Origin of the sequence: Sulfuracidifex tepidarius, assembly GCF_008326425.1 — an archaeon.
Classification (GTDB): domain Archaea; phylum Thermoproteota; class Thermoprotei_A; order Sulfolobales; family Sulfolobaceae; genus Sulfuracidifex; species Sulfuracidifex tepidarius.
Genome location: NZ_AP018929.1, coordinates 1,541,624 through 1,564,288 on the forward strand (window position 1 = coordinate 1,541,624; position 22,665 = coordinate 1,564,288).

Annotated in this window: 29 protein-coding genes and 5 tRNA genes; 2 read left to right on the forward strand and 32 right to left on the reverse strand. The window is 39.2% G+C overall.

Going from position 1 to position 22,665, the window contains the following annotated elements:
• Positions 1-2: 2 nt before the first annotated feature.
• Positions 3-1,466 carry a M28 family peptidase gene (locus tag IC007_RS07815; RefSeq protein ID WP_149528589.1) on the forward strand — a complete coding sequence of 488 codons (1,464 nt, stop codon included), beginning with the start codon at positions 3-5 and terminating at the stop codon, positions 1,464-1,466.
• Here IC007_RS07815 and IC007_RS07820 read toward each other — a convergent pair.
• From IC007_RS07820 to IC007_RS07890, 15 genes are all read right to left on the reverse strand, one after another.
• A complete protein-coding gene (locus IC007_RS07820; RefSeq protein WP_054844942.1) occupies positions 1,449-2,174 on the reverse strand; it encodes an HAD family hydrolase in 726 nt (241 codons plus the stop codon). The genes IC007_RS07815 and IC007_RS07820 overlap by 18 nt on opposite strands.
• Positions 2,175-4,388 carry an elongation factor EF-2 gene (locus tag IC007_RS07825; protein WP_054844941.1) on the reverse strand — a complete coding sequence of 738 codons (2,214 nt, stop codon included), beginning with the start codon at positions 4,386-4,388 and terminating at the stop codon, positions 2,175-2,177.
• 89 nt (positions 4,389-4,477) lie between these two features.
• Positions 4,478-5,179 carry a 3'-flap repair endonuclease Xpf gene (gene xpf / locus IC007_RS07830; protein WP_054844940.1) on the reverse strand — a complete coding sequence of 234 codons (702 nt, stop codon included), beginning with the start codon at positions 5,177-5,179 and terminating at the stop codon, positions 4,478-4,480.
• Positions 5,180-5,214: 35 nt separating this feature from the next.
• The gene (locus IC007_RS07835; RefSeq protein WP_054844939.1) at positions 5,215-5,595 is read right to left on the reverse strand and encodes a prefoldin subunit beta; all 381 of its coding nucleotides are present in this window, start codon (positions 5,593-5,595) and stop codon (positions 5,215-5,217) included.
• Entirely contained in the window at positions 5,573-5,827 is a 255-nt protein-coding gene (locus IC007_RS07840) for a KEOPS complex subunit Pcc1 (protein WP_054844938.1), read from the reverse strand. The genes IC007_RS07835 and IC007_RS07840 overlap by 23 nt, the downstream gene beginning before the upstream one ends.
• 494 nt (positions 5,828-6,321) lie before the next feature.
• The gene (locus tag IC007_RS07845) at positions 6,322-6,534 is read right to left on the reverse strand and encodes a 50S ribosomal protein L37ae (RefSeq protein ID WP_054844937.1); all 213 of its coding nucleotides are present in this window, start codon (positions 6,532-6,534) and stop codon (positions 6,322-6,324) included.
• Positions 6,527-7,378, reverse strand: coding sequence for an exosome complex protein Rrp42 (gene rrp42 / locus IC007_RS07850; protein WP_054844936.1), 852 nt, complete (start codon positions 7,376-7,378; stop codon positions 6,527-6,529). The genes IC007_RS07845 and rrp42 overlap by 8 nt, the downstream gene beginning before the upstream one ends.
• Position 7,379: 1 nt before the next feature.
• Positions 7,380-8,117, reverse strand: coding sequence for an exosome complex exonuclease Rrp41 (rrp41, locus tag IC007_RS07855; RefSeq protein ID WP_149528590.1), 738 nt, complete (start codon positions 8,115-8,117; stop codon positions 7,380-7,382).
• Complete coding sequence (rrp4, locus tag IC007_RS07860; RefSeq protein ID WP_054844935.1) at positions 8,083-8,826, reverse strand: exosome complex RNA-binding protein Rrp4; 744 nt, start codon at positions 8,824-8,826, stop codon at positions 8,083-8,085. Before rrp4 ends, rrp41 begins: the two co-directional genes overlap by 35 nt.
• 6 nt (positions 8,827-8,832) lie before the next feature.
• Positions 8,833-9,531 carry a ribosome assembly factor SBDS gene (locus IC007_RS07865; protein ID WP_054844934.1) on the reverse strand — a complete coding sequence of 233 codons (699 nt, stop codon included), beginning with the start codon at positions 9,529-9,531 and terminating at the stop codon, positions 8,833-8,835.
• Between the two features lie 9 nt (positions 9,532-9,540).
• Entirely contained in the window at positions 9,541-10,269 is a 729-nt protein-coding gene (gene psmA, locus IC007_RS07870; protein WP_054844933.1) for an archaeal proteasome endopeptidase complex subunit alpha, read from the reverse strand.
• 148 nt (positions 10,270-10,417) lie between these two features.
• Positions 10,418-10,864, reverse strand: a complete 447-nt coding sequence (locus IC007_RS07875) for an Rpp14/Pop5 family protein (protein WP_054844932.1) — start codon at positions 10,862-10,864, stop codon at positions 10,418-10,420.
• Positions 10,861-11,415 (reverse strand): hypothetical protein, encoded by a 555-nt coding sequence (locus tag IC007_RS07880; protein ID WP_054844931.1) that lies wholly within the window; start codon positions 11,413-11,415, stop codon positions 10,861-10,863. The genes IC007_RS07875 and IC007_RS07880 overlap by 4 nt, the downstream gene beginning before the upstream one ends.
• Entirely contained in the window at positions 11,363-11,827 is a 465-nt protein-coding gene (locus IC007_RS07885; RefSeq protein ID WP_162204960.1) for an RNA-binding domain-containing protein, read from the reverse strand. Before IC007_RS07885 ends, IC007_RS07880 begins: the two co-directional genes overlap by 53 nt.
• A 4-nt stretch (positions 11,828-11,831) precedes the next feature.
• Positions 11,832-12,479 carry a 50S ribosomal protein L15e gene (locus IC007_RS07890; protein ID WP_149528591.1) on the reverse strand — a complete coding sequence of 216 codons (648 nt, stop codon included), beginning with the start codon at positions 12,477-12,479 and terminating at the stop codon, positions 11,832-11,834.
• Positions 12,480-12,542: 63 nt separating this feature from the next.
• On the opposite strand from IC007_RS07890, the gene IC007_RS07895 reads away from it, so the two are divergent.
• Positions 12,543-13,745 carry a redox-regulated ATPase YchF gene (locus IC007_RS07895; RefSeq protein ID WP_149528592.1) on the forward strand — a complete coding sequence of 401 codons (1,203 nt, stop codon included), beginning with the start codon at positions 12,543-12,545 and terminating at the stop codon, positions 13,743-13,745.
• Here the strand turns inward: IC007_RS07895 and spn are convergent.
• The 17 genes from spn to IC007_RS07985 form a co-directional block, all read right to left on the reverse strand.
• Entirely contained in the window at positions 13,729-14,934 is a 1,206-nt protein-coding gene (spn, locus tag IC007_RS07900) for a bifunctional sugar-1-phosphate nucleotidylyltransferase/acetyltransferase (protein ID WP_054844929.1), read from the reverse strand. The two genes, IC007_RS07895 and spn, sit on opposite strands and share 17 nt — an antisense overlap.
• Positions 14,906-15,532, reverse strand: a complete 627-nt coding sequence (locus IC007_RS07905; RefSeq protein ID WP_054844928.1) for a 30S ribosomal protein S3ae — start codon at positions 15,530-15,532, stop codon at positions 14,906-14,908. Before IC007_RS07905 ends, spn begins: the two co-directional genes overlap by 29 nt.
• Positions 15,533-15,541: 9 nt before the next feature.
• Complete coding sequence (gene trmJ / locus IC007_RS07910) at positions 15,542-16,240, reverse strand: tRNA (cytidine-2'-O-)-methyltransferase TrmJ (protein ID WP_149528593.1); 699 nt, start codon at positions 16,238-16,240, stop codon at positions 15,542-15,544.
• On the reverse strand, positions 16,234-16,812 hold the full coding sequence (locus tag IC007_RS07915) for a HemK2/MTQ2 family protein methyltransferase (protein WP_054844927.1): 579 nt from the start codon (positions 16,810-16,812) through the stop codon (positions 16,234-16,236). The genes trmJ and IC007_RS07915 overlap by 7 nt, the downstream gene beginning before the upstream one ends.
• Positions 16,776-17,375, reverse strand: a complete 600-nt coding sequence (locus IC007_RS07920; RefSeq protein ID WP_054844926.1) for a 16S ribosomal RNA methyltransferase A — start codon at positions 17,373-17,375, stop codon at positions 16,776-16,778. The genes IC007_RS07915 and IC007_RS07920 overlap by 37 nt, the downstream gene beginning before the upstream one ends.
• A gap of 44 nt (positions 17,376-17,419) precedes the next feature.
• Positions 17,420-18,070: a DUF655 domain-containing protein gene (locus tag IC007_RS07925; protein WP_054844925.1), complete on the reverse strand. Its 651-nt coding sequence runs from the start codon at positions 18,068-18,070 to the stop codon at positions 17,420-17,422.
• A 42-nt stretch (positions 18,071-18,112) separates the two neighbouring features.
• Positions 18,113-18,454 (reverse strand): Rpb4 family DNA-directed RNA polymerase subunit, encoded by a 342-nt coding sequence (locus IC007_RS07930; protein ID WP_054845193.1) that lies wholly within the window; start codon positions 18,452-18,454, stop codon positions 18,113-18,115.
• 13 nt (positions 18,455-18,467) lie between these two features.
• Positions 18,468-18,779, reverse strand: coding sequence for a 50S ribosomal protein L21e (locus IC007_RS07935; protein ID WP_054844924.1), 312 nt, complete (start codon positions 18,777-18,779; stop codon positions 18,468-18,470).
• A 269-nt stretch (positions 18,780-19,048) separates the two neighbouring features.
• Positions 19,049-19,148, reverse strand: a tRNA-Leu gene (locus tag IC007_RS07940).
• 513 nt (positions 19,149-19,661) lie between these two features.
• A tRNA-Leu gene (locus tag IC007_RS07945) sits at positions 19,662-19,746 on the reverse strand.
• 36 nt (positions 19,747-19,782) lie between these two features.
• Positions 19,783-19,892 (reverse strand) — tRNA-Ser (locus IC007_RS07950).
• A 39-nt stretch (positions 19,893-19,931) separates the two neighbouring features.
• Positions 19,932-20,843 carry a spermine/spermidine synthase domain-containing protein gene (locus tag IC007_RS07955; protein ID WP_149528925.1) on the reverse strand — a complete coding sequence of 304 codons (912 nt, stop codon included), beginning with the start codon at positions 20,841-20,843 and terminating at the stop codon, positions 19,932-19,934.
• Complete coding sequence (locus tag IC007_RS07960; RefSeq protein WP_084739562.1) at positions 20,840-21,025, reverse strand: 50S ribosomal protein L37e; 186 nt, start codon at positions 21,023-21,025, stop codon at positions 20,840-20,842. The genes IC007_RS07955 and IC007_RS07960 overlap by 4 nt, the downstream gene beginning before the upstream one ends.
• Positions 21,026-21,031: 6 nt before the next feature.
• Entirely contained in the window at positions 21,032-21,256 is a 225-nt protein-coding gene (locus IC007_RS07965) for an LSM domain-containing protein (RefSeq protein WP_054838660.1), read from the reverse strand.
• A 55-nt stretch (positions 21,257-21,311) separates the two neighbouring features.
• Positions 21,312-21,398, reverse strand: a tRNA-Tyr gene (locus IC007_RS07970).
• A 53-nt stretch (positions 21,399-21,451) separates the two neighbouring features.
• Positions 21,452-21,910: a zinc ribbon domain-containing protein gene (locus tag IC007_RS07975; protein WP_054845192.1), complete on the reverse strand. Its 459-nt coding sequence runs from the start codon at positions 21,908-21,910 to the stop codon at positions 21,452-21,454.
• Between the two features lie 327 nt (positions 21,911-22,237).
• A tRNA-Ile gene (locus IC007_RS07985) sits at positions 22,238-22,311 on the reverse strand.
• Positions 22,312-22,665 lie beyond the last annotated feature (354 nt).

Consider the following 22,665-nt stretch of genomic DNA (forward strand, 5'->3'; position numbering starts at 1 on the left):
CTGTGTTAAACAAGAACGATATTTATTCCTTAGCGAATTACGGTGAAGTAGTAGCGGGATCCGATGATGAAAAAAGGATAAGTCATAAAATAATATCTTTAATGGAAGAAATTGTAGATGAAGTGAGAGTTGAGGAAATACGAGTGATGAATTGGAAGATACGTGATGGAAAGATTTCATTGGACGGAAAAGAAGCGGAAAAATGCTCTTACGTAATTTTACCTTATTCTCCAAGTTACCATGAAGAGGGACTTGTGAATAAGGATTTCATGTTTGAGGAAGTGAGCACGTTATCTCAGATACCCTTTGTCTATGAGAGGTGTCTTAAAAACGAGAACTGCAAAGCACTCTTTGTTACACTTGATGAAAGATTAAGAAAATTTGTAATAAAGACTCCGCCGTTGTTACAACGAGGACCTAGTATGCCTCCTCCAAAGCCTGTCGTATACGTTAAGAGAAACTTCTTCGATATGTTCAGAAGATCCTCTAGATTGTGTTTGGACGTTGATACTACTTTCACACCTTATTCAACTGGAACAATAATAGAAGGAATACTAAATGGTCAGGATGATCACAAAGCTTTCTACATTTCTGCTCATCATGACCACTGGTTCCACGGTTTTCGTGACAATATGTCGTCTATAGCCGCTTTACTCGGAGTTAAACGAGGGAAGTATGAAAGACACTTGTTAAGCTTCACAGCAGAGGAATCAGGATCTCCCCATTTTTCAAGCTGGTCTTGGTCTTATGGATCTCACGTGTTTACCAAAATGAGAGAAAGTGAACTTGAAAGGGCAGTTTTGAACATAAATCTAGACAATATAGACATAGGTACTCTAGAAACAATATATACTCCAGGTCTCTCTTTGCTCACTAAAAGCATCGAAAACAGTAAACCAGGTTTCGATCCATATAACGATGGCTACTCGTTCGTGAAAGCAGGAATACCTTCAATAATGATAGAGAGCCGAAACAATCCGGTATACCACAGCGAAGATGACGTCCTAAATGAGGGCATACTTTCTTACGTTACTGAAAGTTTACCTTCTTTAATAAATAGAATGCTGAACAATGCAGAAGACGTCAATACCCTAGATAGAGATGAGATATCTAATTTCATCAAAGATACATATACATATATAAACACAGAAATGAAATCATATTTAACGAATTTTCTTAGAGCAATAGAATCTAACATAAACGTTTTCAGGGGTATCTTAAAGATGATCGGTACCACATCTTCAGTTCAAGAAAACGGTAAGGTTAGCCTTTTCCCTGTGCTCTATGCAATAAAGAACAGTTCAAAAGAAGCTATTGATGTTGAGGACTTCGGAAGAATAGATAAAATAAAGGATAATGGATACGGATTAGCGAGAGAATATCTAATTTATTTGGATTCAATAAAGGAGAAAATTTCTGAGATATATATTGATGAGATCTATAACTCACTAAAGGAGTTCTTCTAAGTCTACAAGTTTATATGTTACAAAATCTGCATAAAGTTCTGGAAACTTTACCTTATTAGATCTGTCTACTAAAATCGCATTATAACCTGCTTTCTTAGAAGCCAAACAGTCTTTAACTGGATCGTCTCCGATCATAACACATTTATCTGGAGATAGACTGGCTTTTTCGCAAGCTATAATAAAAGGATCTATATTAGGTTTAGGTTTAATTCCATCTTCCCCTCCAATTATTACAACATTAAATACATTATAAAGAGGAAATTTACTTATCCTTTTCTTCTTGTTACCTCCTTCACCATCACTGTTGGTTATCATCCCTATCACGTATCTCTTGTTTACTAGATAGTCTAAGAATTGAAGTGCGTCAGGGAAAGGTTCACTTTGAGAGGCTATAGACCAATAAAGGTTTGTCCAATCATAAAACTGCGATCTGTCTACTCCTTTTATTCCAAGAGCGTCCAAAGACGAAGACCACCACGTATTCCTGTCCACCACACCTTCTTCATCTAATTTATTTGAAGTATCAAAAACTACTTGCTTTATTTTACTTAAGGAAATATCTTCTTTCGCTTCATCTATAAGGTAATCACGAATCTCAGCTGAGACTTTATCTAAAGCCTTGATAGAACTGGACTGAAAATCCACTAATGTATTATCATAATCAAAAAACACAGCTTTTGCAGCGGAGAAAGGTCTTGACAATTCAATTCACGACAGAAAATCTTCGATCTTAGGCATCTGCTTCGGCATACCTTTCCTTTCTCTTATCTTTAGCACTATGTCTTGAAGCAAGCTATCTGGTACTGGAGCCCATCTGCTGAACTCTGTACCCCAGAAAGCCTTTCCTCCTGTCGCACCTCTAAGCTCACTTGCCATCTCATAGGACTCAGATACGGGTACTTCAGCAGTTATCCTTGCTACACTTCCTGAATCTACAACGTTAATGACTTTACCTCTCTTCCTCGTTATGACTCCAGTCACATTGCCTATAAGATCCATTGGAACTCTTATATCAAGCTTTTGAATTGGCTCCAGCAATGTAGGTCTGGCGTCAAGGAAAGCTGCAAATATTGCGTTTCTCACTGCCGGGAACAACTGAGCTGGACCTCTGTGCGCGGGGTCTTCGTGAACAGTAGCGTCGTGAAGTATGACCTTCGTCCCTCTTATAGGCTCGCGTGCTAGAGGACCTTCTTTCATAGCTAGTCTGTAGCCCTGAAGTACAGTATCCATAATTTCCCTGAGGTGCTGAACACCGCTTGTCATGTCAACGAATACGTTATCGTTCTCATCAATAGCAATTATCTTCTTCGCTTCGTCATAGTCCCAGTCGGCTTGCTCTTTCAGTATTTTAGCCATCTCCTTCGGATCCATATCCTCCTTAATGGTACCATTAGCTATGAGTTCTACTGACTTATCGTTAAGAGGCGCTATACTCATGTAGAATTTGTTATGCTTGTTAGGTGATTTACCTTCGAAGATCCTCTTGCTAGGCTCCCTTATACTTTCTCTATATACTACTATAGGCGGAGAAGTCTGAACATCTATTCCGTAGTTTTCTCTTAATAGTTGAAGTGAAACTTCTAAATGAAGGAATCCCATTCCTGATAGTAAATACTCTCCAGTTTCTTCATTTATCTTAACTACTAGATTTGGATCTTCTATACTCAGCTTCCTGAGAGAATCAATCATCTTAGTTAAGTCCTTCGGGTTCTTAGGTTCTATGGCTATTGTCACGACTGGTTCTGAGACATAGTGGAGAGTCTCGAAGCTACCTTGTACGTCCTTGAAGCGAGGATCTATAGCTGTTTCTCCAGATCTAGCCTTATCCAGACCCAATACTCCAGCTATGTTACCTGCTGGAATCTCCTCAGCTAACTCCCTAGTTGAGCCCATATAAAGGCTTACTTGCAGTGTCTTTTGTGAACTCTTGGCATTAACTAACCAAACTTCCTCTCCAGATCTCAGAGTTCCTGAAAATACCCTTCCAGTAGCTACAAGACCGGCGTGAGGATCTACCTTCATGTCAGTTATCATCAACACAAGTGGACCATTGGGATCAGCGTTAAGCATTGCCTTAGCTATTTCGTTATCTAAATCTCCTTTCCATATCTTGGGAATTCTGTACTTTTGGGCTTCTATTGGATTAGGTACGAATTGAATTACAGTATCCAAGAGAGCGTCATGAATTGGAGAAACCGAAGCTAGTTCCTGCAGTTTAGATTTATCAGGAGCTGTGTAGGCATCATAGACAGTCTTGAAATTAACTCCTTTCTTCTGAGCCATTGGCAAGGAGAATCCCCATTTATCTTTTGCAGAACCGAAAACTACTGTTCCTTTAGCAGGATCCACAGTCCACTTTTCCTTATACTCTGGTTCAGCGTAGCTACTTATCATGTTATTTACTTCTGCTATGATGCTAGTTAGCTTTGGAACCATTTCGTCCTTTCCGAGCTTAAGTTCTTTTATTAACCTGTCTATCTTATTGACGAAGAGTATTGGTCTTACTCTTTCCTCTAGACTCTGTCTGAGCACTGTTTCTGTTTGGGTCATAACTCCTTCTACTGCATCAACTACGACTATTGAACCATCTAGTACTCTGAGACTCCTGGTAACCCTCCCGCTGAAGTCTACGTGTCCAGGGGTATCAATCAGGTTAATGACGTAGCCTTTATTGTCCATCTCGTGGTAGAGGCTGACGTTAGCTGCTTTTACCGTAATCCCTCTCTGCTGTTCTACACTTAGATAGTCTAACGCTAATGCTTCTCCTGCAACCTTAGGTGATATTATTCCCGAAGCCGCCAGTAGAGTGTCGCTTGTAGTGGTCTTCCCGTGATCAACGTGAGCTATTATACCTATATTCCTAACCCTTGTCCTATCCTTCATTAGGCCTAGGACTTGGTCTGCTGTCTTATAACGTGGCAAAACATCTCACCACAATTTCTGGGTAGATTTAAGTTGTCTTATATTAAAATGTAGTGGTAAAAATCATCAACAACTTTGCCGTTAGGTCTTCACATGAAATCAAACAAAGATTTACTTTGATTGTCTTCTCCTAGATTATCTCCATTTTTCTTAAATTTTTTATGTATTATCGAGTACATCATTTCCGCTCTTTTTCTACTCCCTAAGGCTTTCTCTAGCTCTGATATAGAAGCATTACATACTTCTTCTATCGAGTTAAATCTTTCCATAATCTTCTTTGCCATACTGTTCCCTACGTTCGGAAATGACTCTAATACGTATTCCTGAAAGTCTTCTAACGATGATAATTTCCTTTTATCATGGATAGTAATGCTGCGAGAATTCAGTTGTTCCTCCTGTAATTTCTTGGCTATCTTTATTAATATTTCAGCAGTTTCTTCCTTTGATGCAGAATAAATAACATTTAGTTTGAAATCAATAATTGAAGATACAACAGCCCCGTTTATGGCCTTCCACTTTTCTGTCACTTGCTTTACTCTTTCTAGACTCCCTTCAACTAGAAGGAAGGACGTAGGATAAGTCTGGGTCAGCCTCTTTATCTGGTCGAAGAATCTTTTGTCGAATATAGAATTTATGAGATCCATTGCGGCTTTTCTTTCAACTGCTACGCCGTCTGCTACTACATAGTCACCTACAGTTAGTTGTTGCAGTATTACCATAACGCCTTTCTCCTTAAGTAAAGAAGGAATACCACTTTGAATTTCTCTCTCATCAACGTAAATTCTTAACATTAAAAATAATTAAGGGTTTAGAGTAGATATAAAGGTTAGGCTTTAGTTACTCCTCCACCGGATTGAGGATAATACCTTGACAACATATCATTTATCTTTGATTGAAGGTCCTCCAGCTGCTTTCTAAGTAGACCTTCTTGTTTTTGATAGGCCTTAGATCTTAATTCTAATAGATCCTTGCGGTCGTTCAGCTCAGACTCAACTTTAGCTTTCTCTGTTTTTACGAAAATGTTTCCTACTATCTTGTATAAGGTAGCGTCAGCAGGCAAAGACGATAGCTCTTCCAGCACCTTATTAATCTCTTTCAATTCTCCCTCAACTACAGCTTTCTCCTGTAGCAATTTATCTAATTGATCCTTTAATTGCTGAAACTTTCCTAACTGAGTTTGCAGTTCAGGGGGTAATTTCTCTGTCATTTTTTTCTACCTCTTCTAAAGACTGAAGTATCGTATACAACCATAGTATATAAGAGTTGAGTATGGCTCTTGACCGGGTTATTGTATCCGCGTCTATCCTAATAGTCAAGCCTTTGTTCAATGATAATTCGACCAGCCCTTTATCGATTTCTTCTTGATTGATCGCCTTATACAAGAGTTCTGCCATATTTGGATCTATCTGCCTCAAAGAAATTTCAATCCTTGGTCCCATAATCACTCTACCTTAGTGTCAAACTCATTATCGTCTTGGATTCGTCTTCATTAAATCTTACTATACAATCGTCATCCTCTTTATGTACCTTTACTTTGACAGATGCGCTTTCACATAATACAGAAGCACCCATATCTATCATAAACCATTTTACACGTTCACATCCGTCTTCTATGCTATCTATGCATACACCTCGGTAATTGTAATGAGGACTTCTTTCATTTCTATCTGATAGAAGAGAAAGCCCGGCGATATCAAAAAAGTACTTCAACTCAAAATTATCTAAGGAAAAAAGTTTCAATGCGGATGGGTTTCCCATCTTGCTCTCTATTATGCAAAGAAAGTTGGCACCTAGGCGTTGAGAAGTTCGCATTATCGACTCTAAACTTGACCTTCCCCTGTTTAGTTTTATTGAATCAGGGAATATCAAAGACAAATAGTTCTCTAAAGACCTGACTCTACTCCCTGCGTCCCTGGAGGTAGTAAAAATTAGTTTAATACGGTGTGTATGCAAGACCAGCCCATTTGGTACCGCATTTCTTGCAAATCCAAATTCCTGATGCAACTCTCTTTACGCTTCCGGTAGTCTTACAGTAAGGGCATTGATGGTCTTCATACCTCTTCTCCATTATGGCATTCCAAGATTTCCTCAAGCTCGCCCCATACTTGGGACCAAACCTTCCCGCTATCCTACTATCCTTACCCATGTTTCATCTCACCAAAGTCTATTCCTAATAGGTTTTTAAGTTCTCCGAATAGCTTTTCGGCCGTTGATCTAGCCATATTTTCTGCATTATTAATTTCATCAACCGAAAAGGTTCCATTTCCGCTTTTCTGCATTCCGACTATCCTGAAATCAGGAGTATAAGAGATAGATATCTTTGCATCAGCTATGCTTTCCTCCTCCAAGTTAGGATCTACAACAAGGAACTTGCCTATTTTGGCAACTGTCACTGAAACTACTGGATAATTGAGCGGAAACTTCTCGTTTTTCTCTTCCTTATTTATCGATATCCCGTTATCGCCTTGTATTATTGAAGGTAGTTTCGTATCATAAAGTGCACAGATAGAAGCTAAAGTACTAGCATCTAAGACATTACCGCTATAATTAAGGATGTATATATCGACCCAGGCTGTCCATATCTGTTTACCAGGGACTAAAACCAACCTCGTTAGATCCACAGCCTTGGAGTCTCTCAAACTTCTATCAACAACTCTAGCTAACTCTATTGCATTTTCATCTGGAGGACCTGGTTCGAAGGTTTCATATGCTAATGGAAGAAGTTCTACATTAACTACCAGATTACCTTGATTGGGTGTATCTTGGAACGGTTCTTCTGTTTCTAGCTTGACTCCTGCTAGAACCATCGTTTCCCCCAATTTAAGGAGGCATGACCCATCAGCCTTCTTAGCATATCCTAATGAAGCTTGGATGTTCCTATAATCTCCTAGTTTCCTTCCGTCAGTTCTGCTTCCATGCTCCAATATGTTTAAGATTGATTCTCTCTTTATTGCAGGTATTATGTTCTGATTTGAAGGAGTTATTGACATTTCATTCACCTTCTTCCTTATACTCTGAGAACCTGCTCCTCAGCGCATTTTTCTCCATTTCATAAATCTGATTTATTCCTTTTATAGCGAGATCTAATCCGCTCTTAAACTCTGACGGAGTCATATTCCCGTTGATCTGAAGTAGGGTTATCTGACCTAAAGACGGCATCATAGCTACAGGCATGTCTGCTTCTCCCCACATGTCCTCGGGTTCATTTAAGTCTAGAACTAACTGGCCGTCAGCCTTTCCTACAGCTACACCTGCTATAATGTCTTTAACGGGTATTCCAGCATCCGCAACTGCAAGAGACGAAGCCATCAAAGCAACTAGTCGGGTACCAGCGTCAGCTTGTAGAACCTCAGCGAAAACATCTATAACTGACCTTGGAAATTGCTCAACTAAAATGGACGCTTCTAGTGATTCCCTTATTACCTTAGATAATTCAATTTCTCTCCTGCTAGGAGCAGGATTCTTCCTTTCATCTGTAGAAAACGGGGTCATATGATATCTAACTCTGAGGACAGCCCTATCTGGGAGTGCGAGATGCCTTGGATGCATCTCGCGCGGACCGAAAACTGCAGCTATTATCTTCGTATTCCCCATTTGAACTATCGCAGAACCATCAGCGTTCTTTAAAACGCCTAGCTCTATAGATACGGGTCTCATTTCATCAAATTTCCTTCCGTCAGTTCGTCTTCCGTCCTCAAGAATTAACTTTGGTTTCTGCATTTGAAGCACTCATACCACCTGCCTTTTCTCGTATTAATTGCTTTATCTTATCTGTAAGACCTTTAATATGTGACTCTGCCTCTATTGTTCTAATCGCAAAGATCAACAACTCTTCGGATACTTTCGAGGGACATTTAGCGAGAAGTCTACCGTTTTGTGTCACGAAAATGTTACAACCGGTTTCGGATGACAAAGTATCAATCATATTGCGACCCTTGCCTATAATTCTGGCTACTTTATTAGGCATGAAGTCAATTACTATCCCTGAATTTATCCTTCCCAATTCCTTTCCACCCTTAACCGAGAGAATTGGATCAGTAGTTCTATCGAATTCTTCTACCTTAGCTATCACATAGTCTCCTACATCCATGAATTTCCTTATCTCCTCTCCTGAATTAACTGGGCGACCTAGAAGAGAAGAAGCTGGAAGATAAGCCGAATATGGCGCCTTTATATCGGTCGTCCAACCATATGGCTCTATATCTTTCACTAGGGCTATTACTATGTCACCTACCTTTGGATAGTAAAAAGATCCTTCTAATGGAATTACCTCAAAAGAGTTCTCTTTGACGTTCACCATGCCTACTACTGTAGAAATGAACTTCTCTCCTACTTTCAGAAAATAAGGAGACCAGCTTAACCTGAAGTCCCCCTCAGCTATGACGTCCCCTGGAACAACTATAGACCTGCTTTCTACTAGAATTTTCTGTTGGCTCAAATCCTTTCACCTAAATTGTAGCACTTTTACTTCTACATCTCCTTTGGTTAAAGAATTCAACTTATCAATAACTTCCTGTTGCGCCCCTGCAGGTATCTCTAGTTCAGCTATAAGAGTACCATCTCCTAACCATTGTGTCTTCTTTACGTCGCCTAAAGATGAAAGAGAGGACTTCACCTTAGCGCCATACTGAGAAGGAACGCTAATTTGAAGCAATGCTCTAGCAATCTTTATAGGAATTACCTTAGTTATCTCTTTAACTATTTGCATTGCTTGAGCTTCAATCTCTTTATCCATGTCTATATGTACCTTAGCTTGCTCCATTGCGGCTTCTATTCTATTTGGAGGGATAGGCAATCCAGTCTTTGGATCGACTGCGTTCCTATGGATGAAGTCTATCACTTGTTTCCTCTTTGTCTCTAAAAGCTCCTTTCTTTGTTCTGATGTAACTGGAATTTCCCCTTTACGCAGTATTTCCTTTATAATAGTATCGTAGTCTAACGTTCCAAACACTTTCTTGAGAGAAGAAGGAGAAGCTTTCTGACCTTTCTTAATATCTTTATAAACTGTATCAGAAACTACTATATCAGAAATACTTATAGATTTTCCGTTACGAAAATCAAAAGCTTCTTTTGGTTTAACCAAAATTTCGAATTTCTCACCGTGAGATTCATATCTCACCGTTACAAGGTTCTCTTTTGTCATAAATGTTTATCACCCAAGCTTCTGGATGTATGATTGTCTTTCCTCGAAACTACTCTTCCTAAAAGTCCCTGTATCTGCAGAAGCTATACCCAACTCTACTGTATTTGGTGTTAGCTTCTCTCCTGGCTTCTGAACTACTTGTAAAGCCCTGAGTGCTAAGATCACCGAGTCCTCAAGGTTTAAATCTGGCTTGTAATTTTTCTCTAGATATTCAGTTGCAGCTGCATCTCCTTGGCCTATAGCTATAGCTTGATAAGGAGTAAATTGACCACTTGGTTCGGTTAAATAGAGTTTTGGAACAGTCTTATCTATGCCTGCAATCAGAAGTGCAACACCGAAAGGCCTCACTCCTCCATGCTGAGTATATGCTTGTTTAACGTCTGATATTAATTTAGTTAAATACGCTACGCTTATCGGTTCATCATAGACTAGCCTATGCTGTAACGCGTTGGTCCTTGCATAGTCTATGAGTATTCTCCCATCCGAAGCTAATCCAGCGAAGCTACAGCCTATATGATCATCAATGATGAAAACCTTCTCTATGTTGTCTAAATCCAGTAGTCTCGACTCCTTTTTTTTCTCACTAGCTATAACAACTCCACTATTTGTCTTTATTCCTAAAGTAGTCCAACCTTTCTTTACAGCCCCAAAGGCGTAATCGACTTGGTAAAGAGATCCGTCTGGAGAGAATATTGTTATAGCTCTATCATATCCCATTGCTGCTGGGCCTAAAGCCAAACCATTAACACCGAGTTCTAATATAAGTCCGCTTTTTAAAAATCTTGTTCAGAGAGCACTCACCAAAGATTCTGATTTAGTACTTACATAAATTTGACGGGGTCAGATCGTCGCAGAGGTCATCATTCTGCAGTCTGGAGCGGTGTCATCACTTAATCCCAATGATATATTTCGCCTTTTTTAAACTTCCCGTAGTCTTTGTAGGGATTAATAGAACTTTTGATTCTCCTATCCTTTTTATTAAAGGAAGGCTTGCAATAACTGCCTTGTATCCAGTTCTAGTAGTGGAGATTATTCCTTCTCTTTTATTAATCGAAAAGAAGATGACTCGTGGGTTAGCAATATCTAACCAAACATTACCTAATAAATCCTTCAGTGATGATCTTACCGCCTGCTCTATATCACCAGATGATATAGGCTCACCTTCAATCACGATATTGAAAACAATATATCTCTTAGCTTTAACCAATTCTTTGCCGTTTGGAATGTTTACCATTTCGAACGTGTATCTTCTATTATTCCTAAATTTTAAGATTAAAACTGTGATTGACAGTAGCCAGATAGTAAAAGCTATGTCTAAAATCGTCTGTATCATTCATCCTTCAAGAACAGTTTAAATGGCTCAATTAAAACCCATCTGTAAGCCATAGTCTCAGAAGCTCCATGAAGTATAAGATAATCTATTTTAGATAGAACTGGCCAAAGTTCGTTGAACTCGTTTGCATATGAAGAGAAAATCATTGGAAAGCTCCATCTATATCCCCAAGAGATTGCTCTGTTTATGACAAATGAGCTGGACTTCAACGATATTTCTAAAATTTTATTATTAATATTTATTAAATTAAGCATGGCCTTTCTAAAAATTCTTATATTACTGTCATCTATGCTAATCGCTTTTATATCAGATTCTAAGATGGAAAATCTTAACGTATCTATATCATGTGGTTTAGAGAACAAAATTATGTTTTTATCCCTCTTCAAAATATTTCTAAAATTTTTTATATCATTCTTCATTAATGTATATCTTCTTTTAACATGATCAGGTATATTTTTACCTCTTTCTTCGACTATACCAGCGTTATACCCTGCAATTTTAAGATAACTTAGCAGTTCCTGTCTCCTTATGTAAGGCTCTATTGCTAGCAATTTGCTTCAACTCTTTGGTTACCTCTTTAAACGGTTCATTGAAAGAGACTATGACCCTCACAACGTCATTCCCTTCTTTAAGAGTAATCTCCTTTCTCCCTACGAGGTACTGTTTATCGAAACGCAAGTAAAGTTTGGACTTATCCATCCTTGTCGACAAAGTTGTTACTATAACTATCATGTCTGTAGAAGAAATTTTACTTACAATCTCTTCGAATATCGTACTAGCTGAGGATTTTCCAAATTTGTATTCCAAAAGGGTAATGTAGTTTCCAAAATGGCCTTTTACCTTCTCTAACCTCACATCTGCTTCTTTCACTGACGGAAAAAGATCTTCTATTGAAGTTTTTATTTTATCTAGATCCTCAGTTTCATGACAGAAAACTGATATCGTTAGTGAAGATATTTTCATTTCCTCACTTTCCAGGTATCTTGTATCTCTGTATTCTGTTGAATTTGCTACCCTCATGTCCCTTTCTTTCTTCACGTTCTTCCTGCTTTCTCTTCCACTTATAATTCACTGTACCTCTTATTCCTCTTGTTTTCCTCAAACCTCTAGCTTTCTTACCCGCTGAGGTTAAACCTCTAAACACCCTCCCTCTGTTTGCGGGATTCTGGAGCCATGATAGATTAGGATCTGCCTTTATCACTGGATGATCTGGATCTACAGCTATTACCTCGTAATACTTATAAAGAGCGTCTTTAGCTACAAGATAGCTTCCTAGGATCTCAAGGTTAGGATACTTTCTAGCTACTTTCTCTTCGGCTATCCACCTATATCCTTTGGAAGGAGAATATCCATAAACACCCATTCTCTTAGGCCTTCTTCCAGAATTTGGTCTAATTTTGTTCGATCCTCCCCTTCTGACCTTAACTCTAACTGCTACAAAGCCTTGTTTTGCTTTATACCCTAGTGACCTAGCTCTATTAAGCCTGGTAGGATGGTCTATCCTTAGAATCGAGGGTTGTCTTCTCCATTCTATAAGCCTTTTCTTCACAACGTCTTTTTGCCAGCTCTCTCCTTGCCATGTGTTCTCTATGAAACTGTAAAACGATGAAACCATCTTCCTCTACCTAGCAACTTCACCACATCTAATTAATAAAGGTGTCCTCTATCTGAGTCTTTAATGATAACCATTGGATTAGTCGGGAAAACCAACGTAGGTAAGAGTACTTTCTTCTCTGCATCAACAATGGTAGATGTAGAAATTGCCAATAGGCCGTTCGTAACTATCGATCCTAACGTGGGAATGGGATACGTTAAATCTAAATGCGTCCACATGGAATTCGGGGTTAAGTGTAATCCAAGAAATTCTATTTGTATAGATGACTTCAGATTTGTTCCAGTTAAAATCGTAGACGTTGCAGGACTAATTCCTGGAGCTCATGAAGGAAGAGGCCTAGGGAATAAATTCCTTGACGATTTGAGGAAGGCTGACGTTCTAATCCACGTCATAGACGCTAGTGGTTCCACAAGTGAAGAAGGCTCTCCAGTAGAACCAGGTTCTAGAAACCCAGAAGACGACATATTATTTATAGAAAACGAACTGGATGAATGGTTCTTTTCAATAGTTAACAAGGACTGGAACAAGTTCGCTAGAACAGCGGATTTGTCGGGAAAGGATTACGTTGACTCACTTCTATCTAAACTTTCAGGTCTTTCTATAAATAAATTACAAATAATTGAAACTTTGAAAAAGGCTAATCTAGAGAACCTCAAGTTAATGCAGTGGTCAGATGAGGATATAAGGAGGTTCAGCAAGACCTTAAGGCTTATTTCGAAACCTATAGTAATTGCTGCAAACAAGGCAGATATTCCTATTGCAAAGGAAAACATTTCTAAGCTAAAAGAAAAACATGAGTTGGTAATTCCAGTCAGCGCCAACTCAGAATTAGCATTGAGGAAAGCATCAAAAAACGGTGTAATAAAATATATACCAGGAGAGAAGGACTTTGAAATAATTGGAAATATAACTCAAAAGCAGAAAGAAGCACTAGAGTTCATAAAAAATAAGGTAATGGATCCCTACGGTAGCACTGGTGTTCAGGATTCCATAAACGCTGCAGTTTTCATTGCTCTGAAGATGATTTTGGTTTATCCAGTGGAGGACGAAAGGAAACTTACAGACAAGAACGGAAACATCTTACCTGATGCACTCTTGATTAAGGATGGATCTACGCCACGCGATTTAGCAGGAGAGATCCACAGTGACCTAGCTAAGGGGTTCTTATTTGCAATAGATGCCAGAAAGAAAATGAGAGTAAGCGAAGATTACAAGCTAAAGATGAACGATGTAATGAAAATAGTTTCAACTATGGCCAAGGCTTGAAGAACTCTCCTTTCTGAACGTCCCTGTTCACAATTGCACCAGGATAAATTCTAGCGTAAGATCCTATTTTTACTCCAGGGAGGATAGTTACGTTTATGCCAGTTCTAGCGTGACCGCCTATTATAGTACCCAGTTTCTTTCTGCCTGAAGTTTCCATCTTTCCTTTTATACTCATTTTAACGTCATTCTCATCAAATCTTAGATTTGCTATTAAGGTTCCTGCTCCCAGATTCACATCTTCACAGATTACGCTGTCTCCAACGTAGCTTAGGTGAGGTACCTTAGTTCCTTCCATTATTACAGACCCCTTTATTTCGACGGAAGCCCCAGCTTTTGTGCCGCTGCCCATAACTGTTCCTTCTCTAAGGTAAGAATGCGGTCCTATAACTGAGTTTTTCCCTATGTATACAGGACCTTCAATGTATGTTCCTGATTTCACTACAGCTCCTTTCTCTATTACGACCTTACCTTTTATTATAACGTTGTTTTCTATCTCTCCATCAATTCTGGTTTCTATTCTCTCAAGTGCAAGACGGTTTGCTTCTATAACATGCCAGGGTTTTCCTATATCTATCCAGAAATCGTCGTACTTGATCACCTCCATCTTAAGACCATCCTTCACCGCAGTGTTGACCACATCGGTAAACTCCATCTCTCCTCTGGACGATGGAGATATTTTATCGACATAGTAAAATATCTGTTTAGATAGTTTATAAATGCCAGCATTTATTAATCTAGATGGAGGGTTTTCTGGCTTCTCAATTATCGATAATAGAAAACTATCATTAATTGAAAGAACTCCGAATTCGCTTGGATTATTTACTTCCTTCCCGACTATAGCATTATCGAAATTAGCTAATTTTTGTAATAATGAAGGATTATAAAAAACGTCTCCGTAAACGAGAATGAAATCTTCCATTGTGGGAAGGGATGAAAAGGCCGTAGCTGTACCTCCTATACCGTCTTTTTGCTCTATGACGTGAACATTATAGCCATTTAGAAGTGAAGATACCATCTCTTTATCCTGACTTCTCACTACAACATACAATTCGTCTGCAACACGTTGAAGGTTTTCAACGTGCCAAAGAAGAAGAGGCTTATCTAAAATAGGGACTAGTGGCTTTGGCCTAGTTTCTGTTATGGGGTGTAGCCTTTCACCTTTACCCGCTGCTAGCAATACTGCTTTCATTTACCAAAGATTGTTTATCAGGAACTTTAAGGAGTTTCGTTTTCTCAATTTCTACTTTCCTTAACGGATATATTTTCTTGCATGCGTCGAATAGATCGTTAGCCATCTTACCAAACACCACAGACTGAACCAGATCATCGAAGGTCATCTCAGAGGCCTCCTTTACTATTAAGTCAGCCATTATTTTCCTTATTGCACTCATCTGAGAACGATGACACTTATATGTAGTCAACGCAAGACCCTTAATCCTCATCTGATATCCGTCCTTTGTCGTTACATCTACTATAGCGTTAACCTTGGAGCTTTTTCTCCTTATTAAAGACCTAGTATAGTCCCTGGATAACTCATGCCCATAAAATCTGGAAAAGACCTTATCTCCGTTCACAGTTGCAGCTTGGAAGTAGACGTGAATGTGAACTAAGCTGAAGTCTCCAGTAAGATCATAGAGAGTAGTCTCCACTTTCCTTTTCGGCACATATCCTGCTTCTGTGGCAGGTGTTGATCCTAAAGGTACTTCTCCGAACATTTTAGGAGCTATTATAGTGAACCATTTCTTCATTTTCCATTTATCTTTAACTGCTGTTCCCTTCGAAGACATTTCATTCCCCTATTTATCCTCACCACTATACACTAGGGTAACATAAAGTTTTCTCAGAAAATGGACCACTGCTCTAGCTTGATCATTATCCCTTATACCTCCCACTAGTGTCCTTTTCATTGCAACGTACATTTCTGTGCTTTCATCCGAAGGCTTTATAAGCTCATAGATTGTCCTGACGTATCTGTCAATAAGTCGTATATATTTACCATTTACTACAGATACAGATTCCCTTTTCCCATGGTTGTAGATCTCATATAGCACAATTCCTACTGCATGAGAGAGATTAAGAACAGGGTAATCTGGGTTTGCAGGTATGTGGAGAAGCATATCAGCTTTCATAATTTCGTCCCTAGTTAGACCTACACTTTCTCTACCAAATATAATCGCTGTATTTTTAATATTTGATAGAAAGTCATGTATCTCCCATGGCTTCACAGATCTTCTTAGCATGTCTTTCTCAGTATCTGCAATACTAGACGTTGCTATTCGAAGATCTAAGTCTTTCAATGCTTCGTCATAGGAATTGACTATTCTCGTTTTCCTTTCTAGGTAGTCTACCCCTTTAGCTGCAAACGGTTTAGCGTTCTCAACGCTTGCTAACGGGTTAACCAGGACTAGTTCATCAACCTCAAAGTTCTTGCAAAGCCTTGCTATAAACCCTAAATTATAGTCTCCTTCTGGTTCTACAACCACTATTCTCAGCATTTCACAAGCTCTAAACCGTAAAGTGTCTCCAAACCTATTTGTTTTTCACGTTTAGATTTAACCCTGAGACCTCTCTCCTTGATCTTAGACATAATCAAATCTTCGTCAGACAAAGACGAAAAAATTATATAAAGTCTAGATGCATCTATTTCAAGGAATCTGAGTAAGGGCTCTGCTCCACTCTTGCCTCCAGACCAGCTGAATTGGATCCAAGTATCGTATTCCTCAAAAGGTAAGTACGGAGGATTGAAGATAGCGACGTCGAATTTGCCTTCTCTTAAAGGAGAAAACATGTCTCCGTTGATTACGTCTATATCGACATTATTAAGCCCTGCAGAACAAAGAGTAGACTCAGCAGCGAAAGGATTTACATCTACTGCAATTACCTTACCTCCACTTTTAGCAGCAAATATAGATAGAATTCCTGTTCCTGAACCGATCTCAATAACTTTCTCTCCTTTCTCCACTTGGATCAAACTGAGAATGAGTTCCGTGTCCTCTGCAGGTTCGTAAACTTGGTCGTCAAGACACAGTCTTATCTTATTAAATTCAATAATTCTTCTACCTGCCATGGCTTAAATTCCCTTACGTGAAGTTCTGAAGTTGACGTTTTATTGCATAAAGATGATGCTTTCCTTAATGTTTTATTCCTGAACCTACCAACGCAATTCAAGATCCTAGTGACTTCATCGTCATTCTTCCTTACCCTGGTGAACACTGTGATTACTGAGTACACCCTCGGTGCGGGCGTGAAGGCATTGGGAGGAATTACCTCCTTTTCTTCTATGACAAAGTAGTAGTTAGAAATTAGTGAAATGCTATTCGTGTAGTTGATCAACTTGTCTGCAAAGTCCTTCTGAAGTATCATCACAGCCCTCTGGAACTCCAAAGATGAGATCTCAAGGAGAAAGTCTCTGCTTATATAGTAAGGAAGCGAAGCCACTATTTCTCCCCTTCTAACAGGAACGTCCCTAGCATCTGCAATAACAAGGTTGTTGTTCTTCAGATCTTGTATAAACCTCTCATCTATCTCCAGGCAGATGTCTGGATTAATCAGCCTTGAGATCCTTCCATCACCGCACCCGACTTCCAACAATGGGCGCGCGTTAGAAATATAAGAAGTGAATTTTCTCATGAAATACTCTGAAGAGAGAAATACTTGCGAATCCTTTATTTCCCTTACCTTACTCTCTTTTCAATATATCCCACGTATTTCACTTGTTGCTCTGGGTTCCTTTTATTCTCATCTGAAGGAATCGCAAACGGATATACGAATAAATAGTATTTCTCTTCACCCTGCATTTCTTTTATTATCCTCTCAACTAGCAACCCTTTGACGTCTTTGATCCCGGTTCTATCTTCTATGTCTTTATAGCTCTCAAACGGTTTTCTCTTTCGTTCCTCTAGGAAAGTCCTTAACGTTTTCTTACCTATAGAGGGTATCAATTCAAGTGAATGTAACCTCAATGTTAAAGGCCCCGCGTTATTGAAGAACGTGACTATTTCCTGTTCCTTGTCAGTTAGTATGGTGGGCAACACTCTCTTCAACGAGTCCCTAGCTACTGTAGTTAAGTCGTCATAACTTATATTTAGGTCGAATAGAACTCCGTTGTCTTCCCTCAAATCTATCATCTGCTCTATCTGAATTTCCTTGCTAATATCCTGAACTAGGATTTCAGAAAGCGTAAAGAAGTCCCTTCCTACTGCTTGTATTATAGGCTTATTTGAGTGAAATTTATGTTTATCAAGAGGATTTCCTTCTCTCATGTAGTCTAACACATATACTATAACGTCCTTAGGACCCTCCTTGTGATACCTTCTTCTCTGCAATTTAAGTACCCAATTACAGAAATGAATTTTAAAAGTAAAAACTCAACTCTTCAAATGCTTCTTAACTAACTCTATGATTTTCTCCACTTGTTCCGTGGTGTAAGTCTTTGAACTATCGATAGATAAAATGCTTCGTACTTCGTCCGTTGACAGCGGACATATACTTGCTATCATAGCCCTCAAATCTTCCCTACTAACGACTTCACTAAGTTCATTAACCAAGGCCTCCGCTTCTTCTGCTTCACATTTTTCAACATGAGAAAGATAACTAACAGTTCTTTGAAGAAGGTTAGAAGGTTCCTGCATATTTTCCAGTGCTTGAGAAAGCAACTTTTTAGCTACAGAATATGGAATAAAGTGCTCCTCTAATATGTGAGAAGACAAAAAACGCACCTCCTCAATTCTTCATAACTCCCTTGAAAGTTTCGAGGTGTTCGGGTCTCACAATTATTAGTTTCTCTTTGTCACCTAGATTCACTTTCACTTCATATGCCCTACCACGTTTGCCAGCTATTACCCCTACTTTCCCATGATATCTACGATGGGGCATACCGTAGTGGAAAGAGGGATTTATCTTTATAGAAACATATTCACCCTCGGTATATTTCTTCATTATTTTGCTGAGAGGTGGTATAGATCCCTTTTCCTTTATATTCTTCTTTAGGAGCTTCCTAGTCCTAGTCCTGTAACCCTTAGAGTGCTTAACCATAACTTTTCACCTGATATGATGAATGCAACTCACAATTAAGATTTTTGGAGAAAGAGCGTGTTGGTATTTAAGAAGTTTGCCTTCAACGATATCTAGAAAATAGATAATATATTTTTAAAAAAACAAATATAAATTCATTTCTAAGCTGATTGTCATCCTTGCACTCCTCTAGATTTCTAATAACCTAAGTAGCTCAAATCCCTAGAAGGGATGGATAGTTTTGCTAAATTCTAATGGAAATTAATAGTAACAACATACAATTATTTTCATGCGGGGGGTGGGATTTGGACCCACGCAGGCCTTCGCCAGCGGATCTCTTATAAGGGGATCTTAAGTCCGCCCCCTTTGACCAGACTCGGGAACCCCCGCTCATCATAAAAATGTTTAGTGACGTTTAAATGTCTTTTCCTCTAAACCGATTAACGCTGATCCTCAATTTCGAGACTGATCCAAGTCATGGTATAAGGCTAGCGTCAAAGACTAACAGAAAGGTCGAAGGGATGAGCGCCTTTGTGAGATTATATGCTTAGAGGCTCATGTCAACTATGACTGTCCACGAGCCCCGAGGTGGAATCCTTATGTGGGCTTTACTCATAAGAAATCCCTCAGTTTAATTCATGGCATTCTTGTTAACTGATTGTAATTTTGTCTAGTAGGTCAATCAACGCGTTTGTCTTGGAACGAATGTCTGTCTCATCATCCATCAAATTATCTTCCTAGGAAACTTTGCCTCTGACTCATGAAGAGTTTTGGTAATGCTTTACGCTAAGTAAAGGCGTAAAAGTGACCTTAATAACCTAAGTAGCTCAAATCCCTAGAAGGGATGGATAGTTTTGCTAAATTCTAATGGAAATTAATAGTAACAACATACAATTATTTTCATGCGGGGGGTGGGATTTGGACCCACGCAGGCCTTCGCCAATAGGGCCTGAACCTATCCCCTTTGGCCTAACTCGGGCACCCCCGCCCATCATTAATAAGAGCGATGTAAATAAAAATGTAACGCCGGGGACGGGATTCGAACCCGTGTGCCTCGTAGAGGCAGTAGGTCGCTTGCTTTCCTAACGCTGGAGGTCTCGAGCCTACCCCCTTAAACCGCTCGGGCACCCCGGCACATCTATTAAATCTTCTCAAATCTTTTTATTATTAACCTTATGCAGGAACATATATAGGATCGGCTTCCGTGGAGATTCTGGTATTTTCTGCCACACTCTTCCTTATATTTTTAGGAAGGGAGAACAACGAAATGTGGGTATCCGAGTCGTACCACCTCAATGGAGAGTTTATCCTCGACTTGATTCTGTTCTCTATTTCAGCCTTAGAAAGGGATGAAGGATCAGCATCGTCTGAAGCGTAAACGAACCCCCAAAGCCCATCAAAAGATGCTATATAAGTATATGAAGCAGAAACTTTGGAAAACACTTGTTTCAACGTAGTGTAAATAGCGGAGTACACTTCTAAGGAAAAGGAAGGAGAGGTAGCCTGAGTTACTATCCCTCCGCGCTTGTTCATGACTTTCTTTAAATCTTCATAGAACTCTTTCGTATAGAGTTTATAAGACGTTGATCCTTTTAGTGGATCGGTTAGATCTAAAATTACTAGATCGAATTTTTGGTTTGTCTTCTTAATGTAATCTAAACCATCTCCTATGATGAGTTCCGTACGATTGTCATCAAATGAGCCCATGTGCCACTCTTTCAGTTCGTTCTTTGCGAATTCTATAACTTTCTCGTCTAAGTCTACCATGACCGCTTTTTCTACGCTGTTATACTTTAATGCTTCCCTAAGAGTAGCTCCTTCTCCACCTCCCAGTATCAGAACAGATTTTGGAGATGGATCCAAAGAGATGCCTATTGGATGAACTAGGCTTTCATGGTAAACGTGCTCATCATATATGGTGGATTGCACTTTACCGTCTATTATCAGACCTTTGCCGAACCTAGTGAATTCTACAAGCATGACAGATTGATATTGCGTCTTTTCCTCTGCTATGACTCTCTTTATCTCATGACCATGAAACTCGTAAGGGGTCTGCCATTCTATAAGCCAATGCCAACTCATTATACTAACCTTATGCCGTTTACCTTCTTGTTCTGCCAACTATAGCGTCTTATTCTTTTGCTCTTTCCGAAACCACATGCTGAACAGTAATGTTTTTGCGGGTTATACGAATTCCTTCCACATCGTCTGCATCTTATATGTGAAGCTCCTCTATTCATTTTACCGAAAGATGGAGTACCTTTCATTGCAGATCACTGTAAAGGTGATATGAGAATAACGTTATCTCCTCTTATTACCATAGTGCCCAGTTTCCTTCCGCTACCATCAGGCTGTATCTCCTCTGAATCAGATAGAACTAAATTCATGTGCTGATCATAGCTTTTCAGTGTTCCCCTTACCTTCTTATCGCCCTTCAGTTTTACCAGTACTACATTGTTCAAGGATTCTGCCAATACCTTATGAGCTGTTTCTGCCAAAAACATACACCTAAATGAGTTGATTAAACATTAACTTAAAAGTTAATCTGTGAAGTCCCGCCGCGGGGGCTTGAACCCCGGACCACCCGGTTCCTACAATCCATCTACAGCCGGGCGCTCTACCAGGCTGAGCTACAGCGGGACTAAGTGATAATCATGTTCATCTTATAAAAAAATTTTCCTTTAACTTTAGCTCTACATGAGTTTAGCTCCGCAGGAGCTACAGAACCTAGATCCAGGAGGAAGTGGGGCTCCACACTGAGGGCACTTAGCCTGAGTCTGCGGTTGGGGCATCATTGGTTGAGTCTGTTGGGGCATCATTGGCATGTCGAATAGCCCGTCATTTATTTCCTTATCTACTGTCTTCAACAATTTTCTATCGAGCAATTCGCGCCCTAAAGCGCCCATATGCTCTTCCTCAATTACAAGCCTGAAGTCATTAGGAGTTCCGGCTACCCTTACTATCGCTTCTTCTACGTGATGCATATGACCCTTCTTAGTTGCCCTTATCATATAGTCTGCATATTGACCTGCCTGCATTGCTGGCATCATAGGCTGAACCATTGATTCCCATCCTTCTGCAACGAAGATCGAGTTTATCTCCTGTGCTAGACTTGCTAGATTTACGTAACGACCAGAATAGACTTTCTCCATAACAAAATTGTTACGGAATTCATTAAAAAGCTTAAACAGTTGGTCCATATAATTGATTAAAATAATATTATACTTTCTAAATATAATAAAATGCTCTTTAACAACTGACGCAAATTATAAGTTTTTAAAACAACTTACTGATAACAAGGTCGTAAGCAATAAGACTTTCACATTTAATGAAATCAAAATAAGGGAGATCAAGGGGAAGTATTATGTTTACACAAAAGAGTAATAGAAAAAAGTGATATAGATAGGGATCACTACTTATATCCTTTAGACGAGATCGCGAAAACATTAGTAGGGACTTTAGGAGCTATTTCCCTAATATGGGCCCGCGGGGGTTCGGACCCCGGACCACCCGGTTATGAGCCGGGCGCTCTACCTGGCTGAGCTACGGGCCCACGAAACTTACATACATTTTCATCTTTTTTAAAAGTTACGCCTTCTAATGCTTTATGTATAGCTTCCTTTTCAGACGTTAAATCTAGGCGTTCACATTAAAATTCTAAATTAGTAATTTAGCTAAAAGAAAGCTTTGCGCAGACCTTGACAAGAATTGAAGCAGCTAACAAATCAGCCTCCTAGTTCTCCATGTCTCCTAGACTCTTATATAATTAAGAAAGACTATTTATAAAAAAGCAGCTTGGAAAAGGAATTAATTTTCCCAATTATTTTAAATGTTATAGAGAAGATTCCATAATCATAAAGAAGTGACGAAACACTGCTACAAAAAGCTTATTATAACAAAATATATT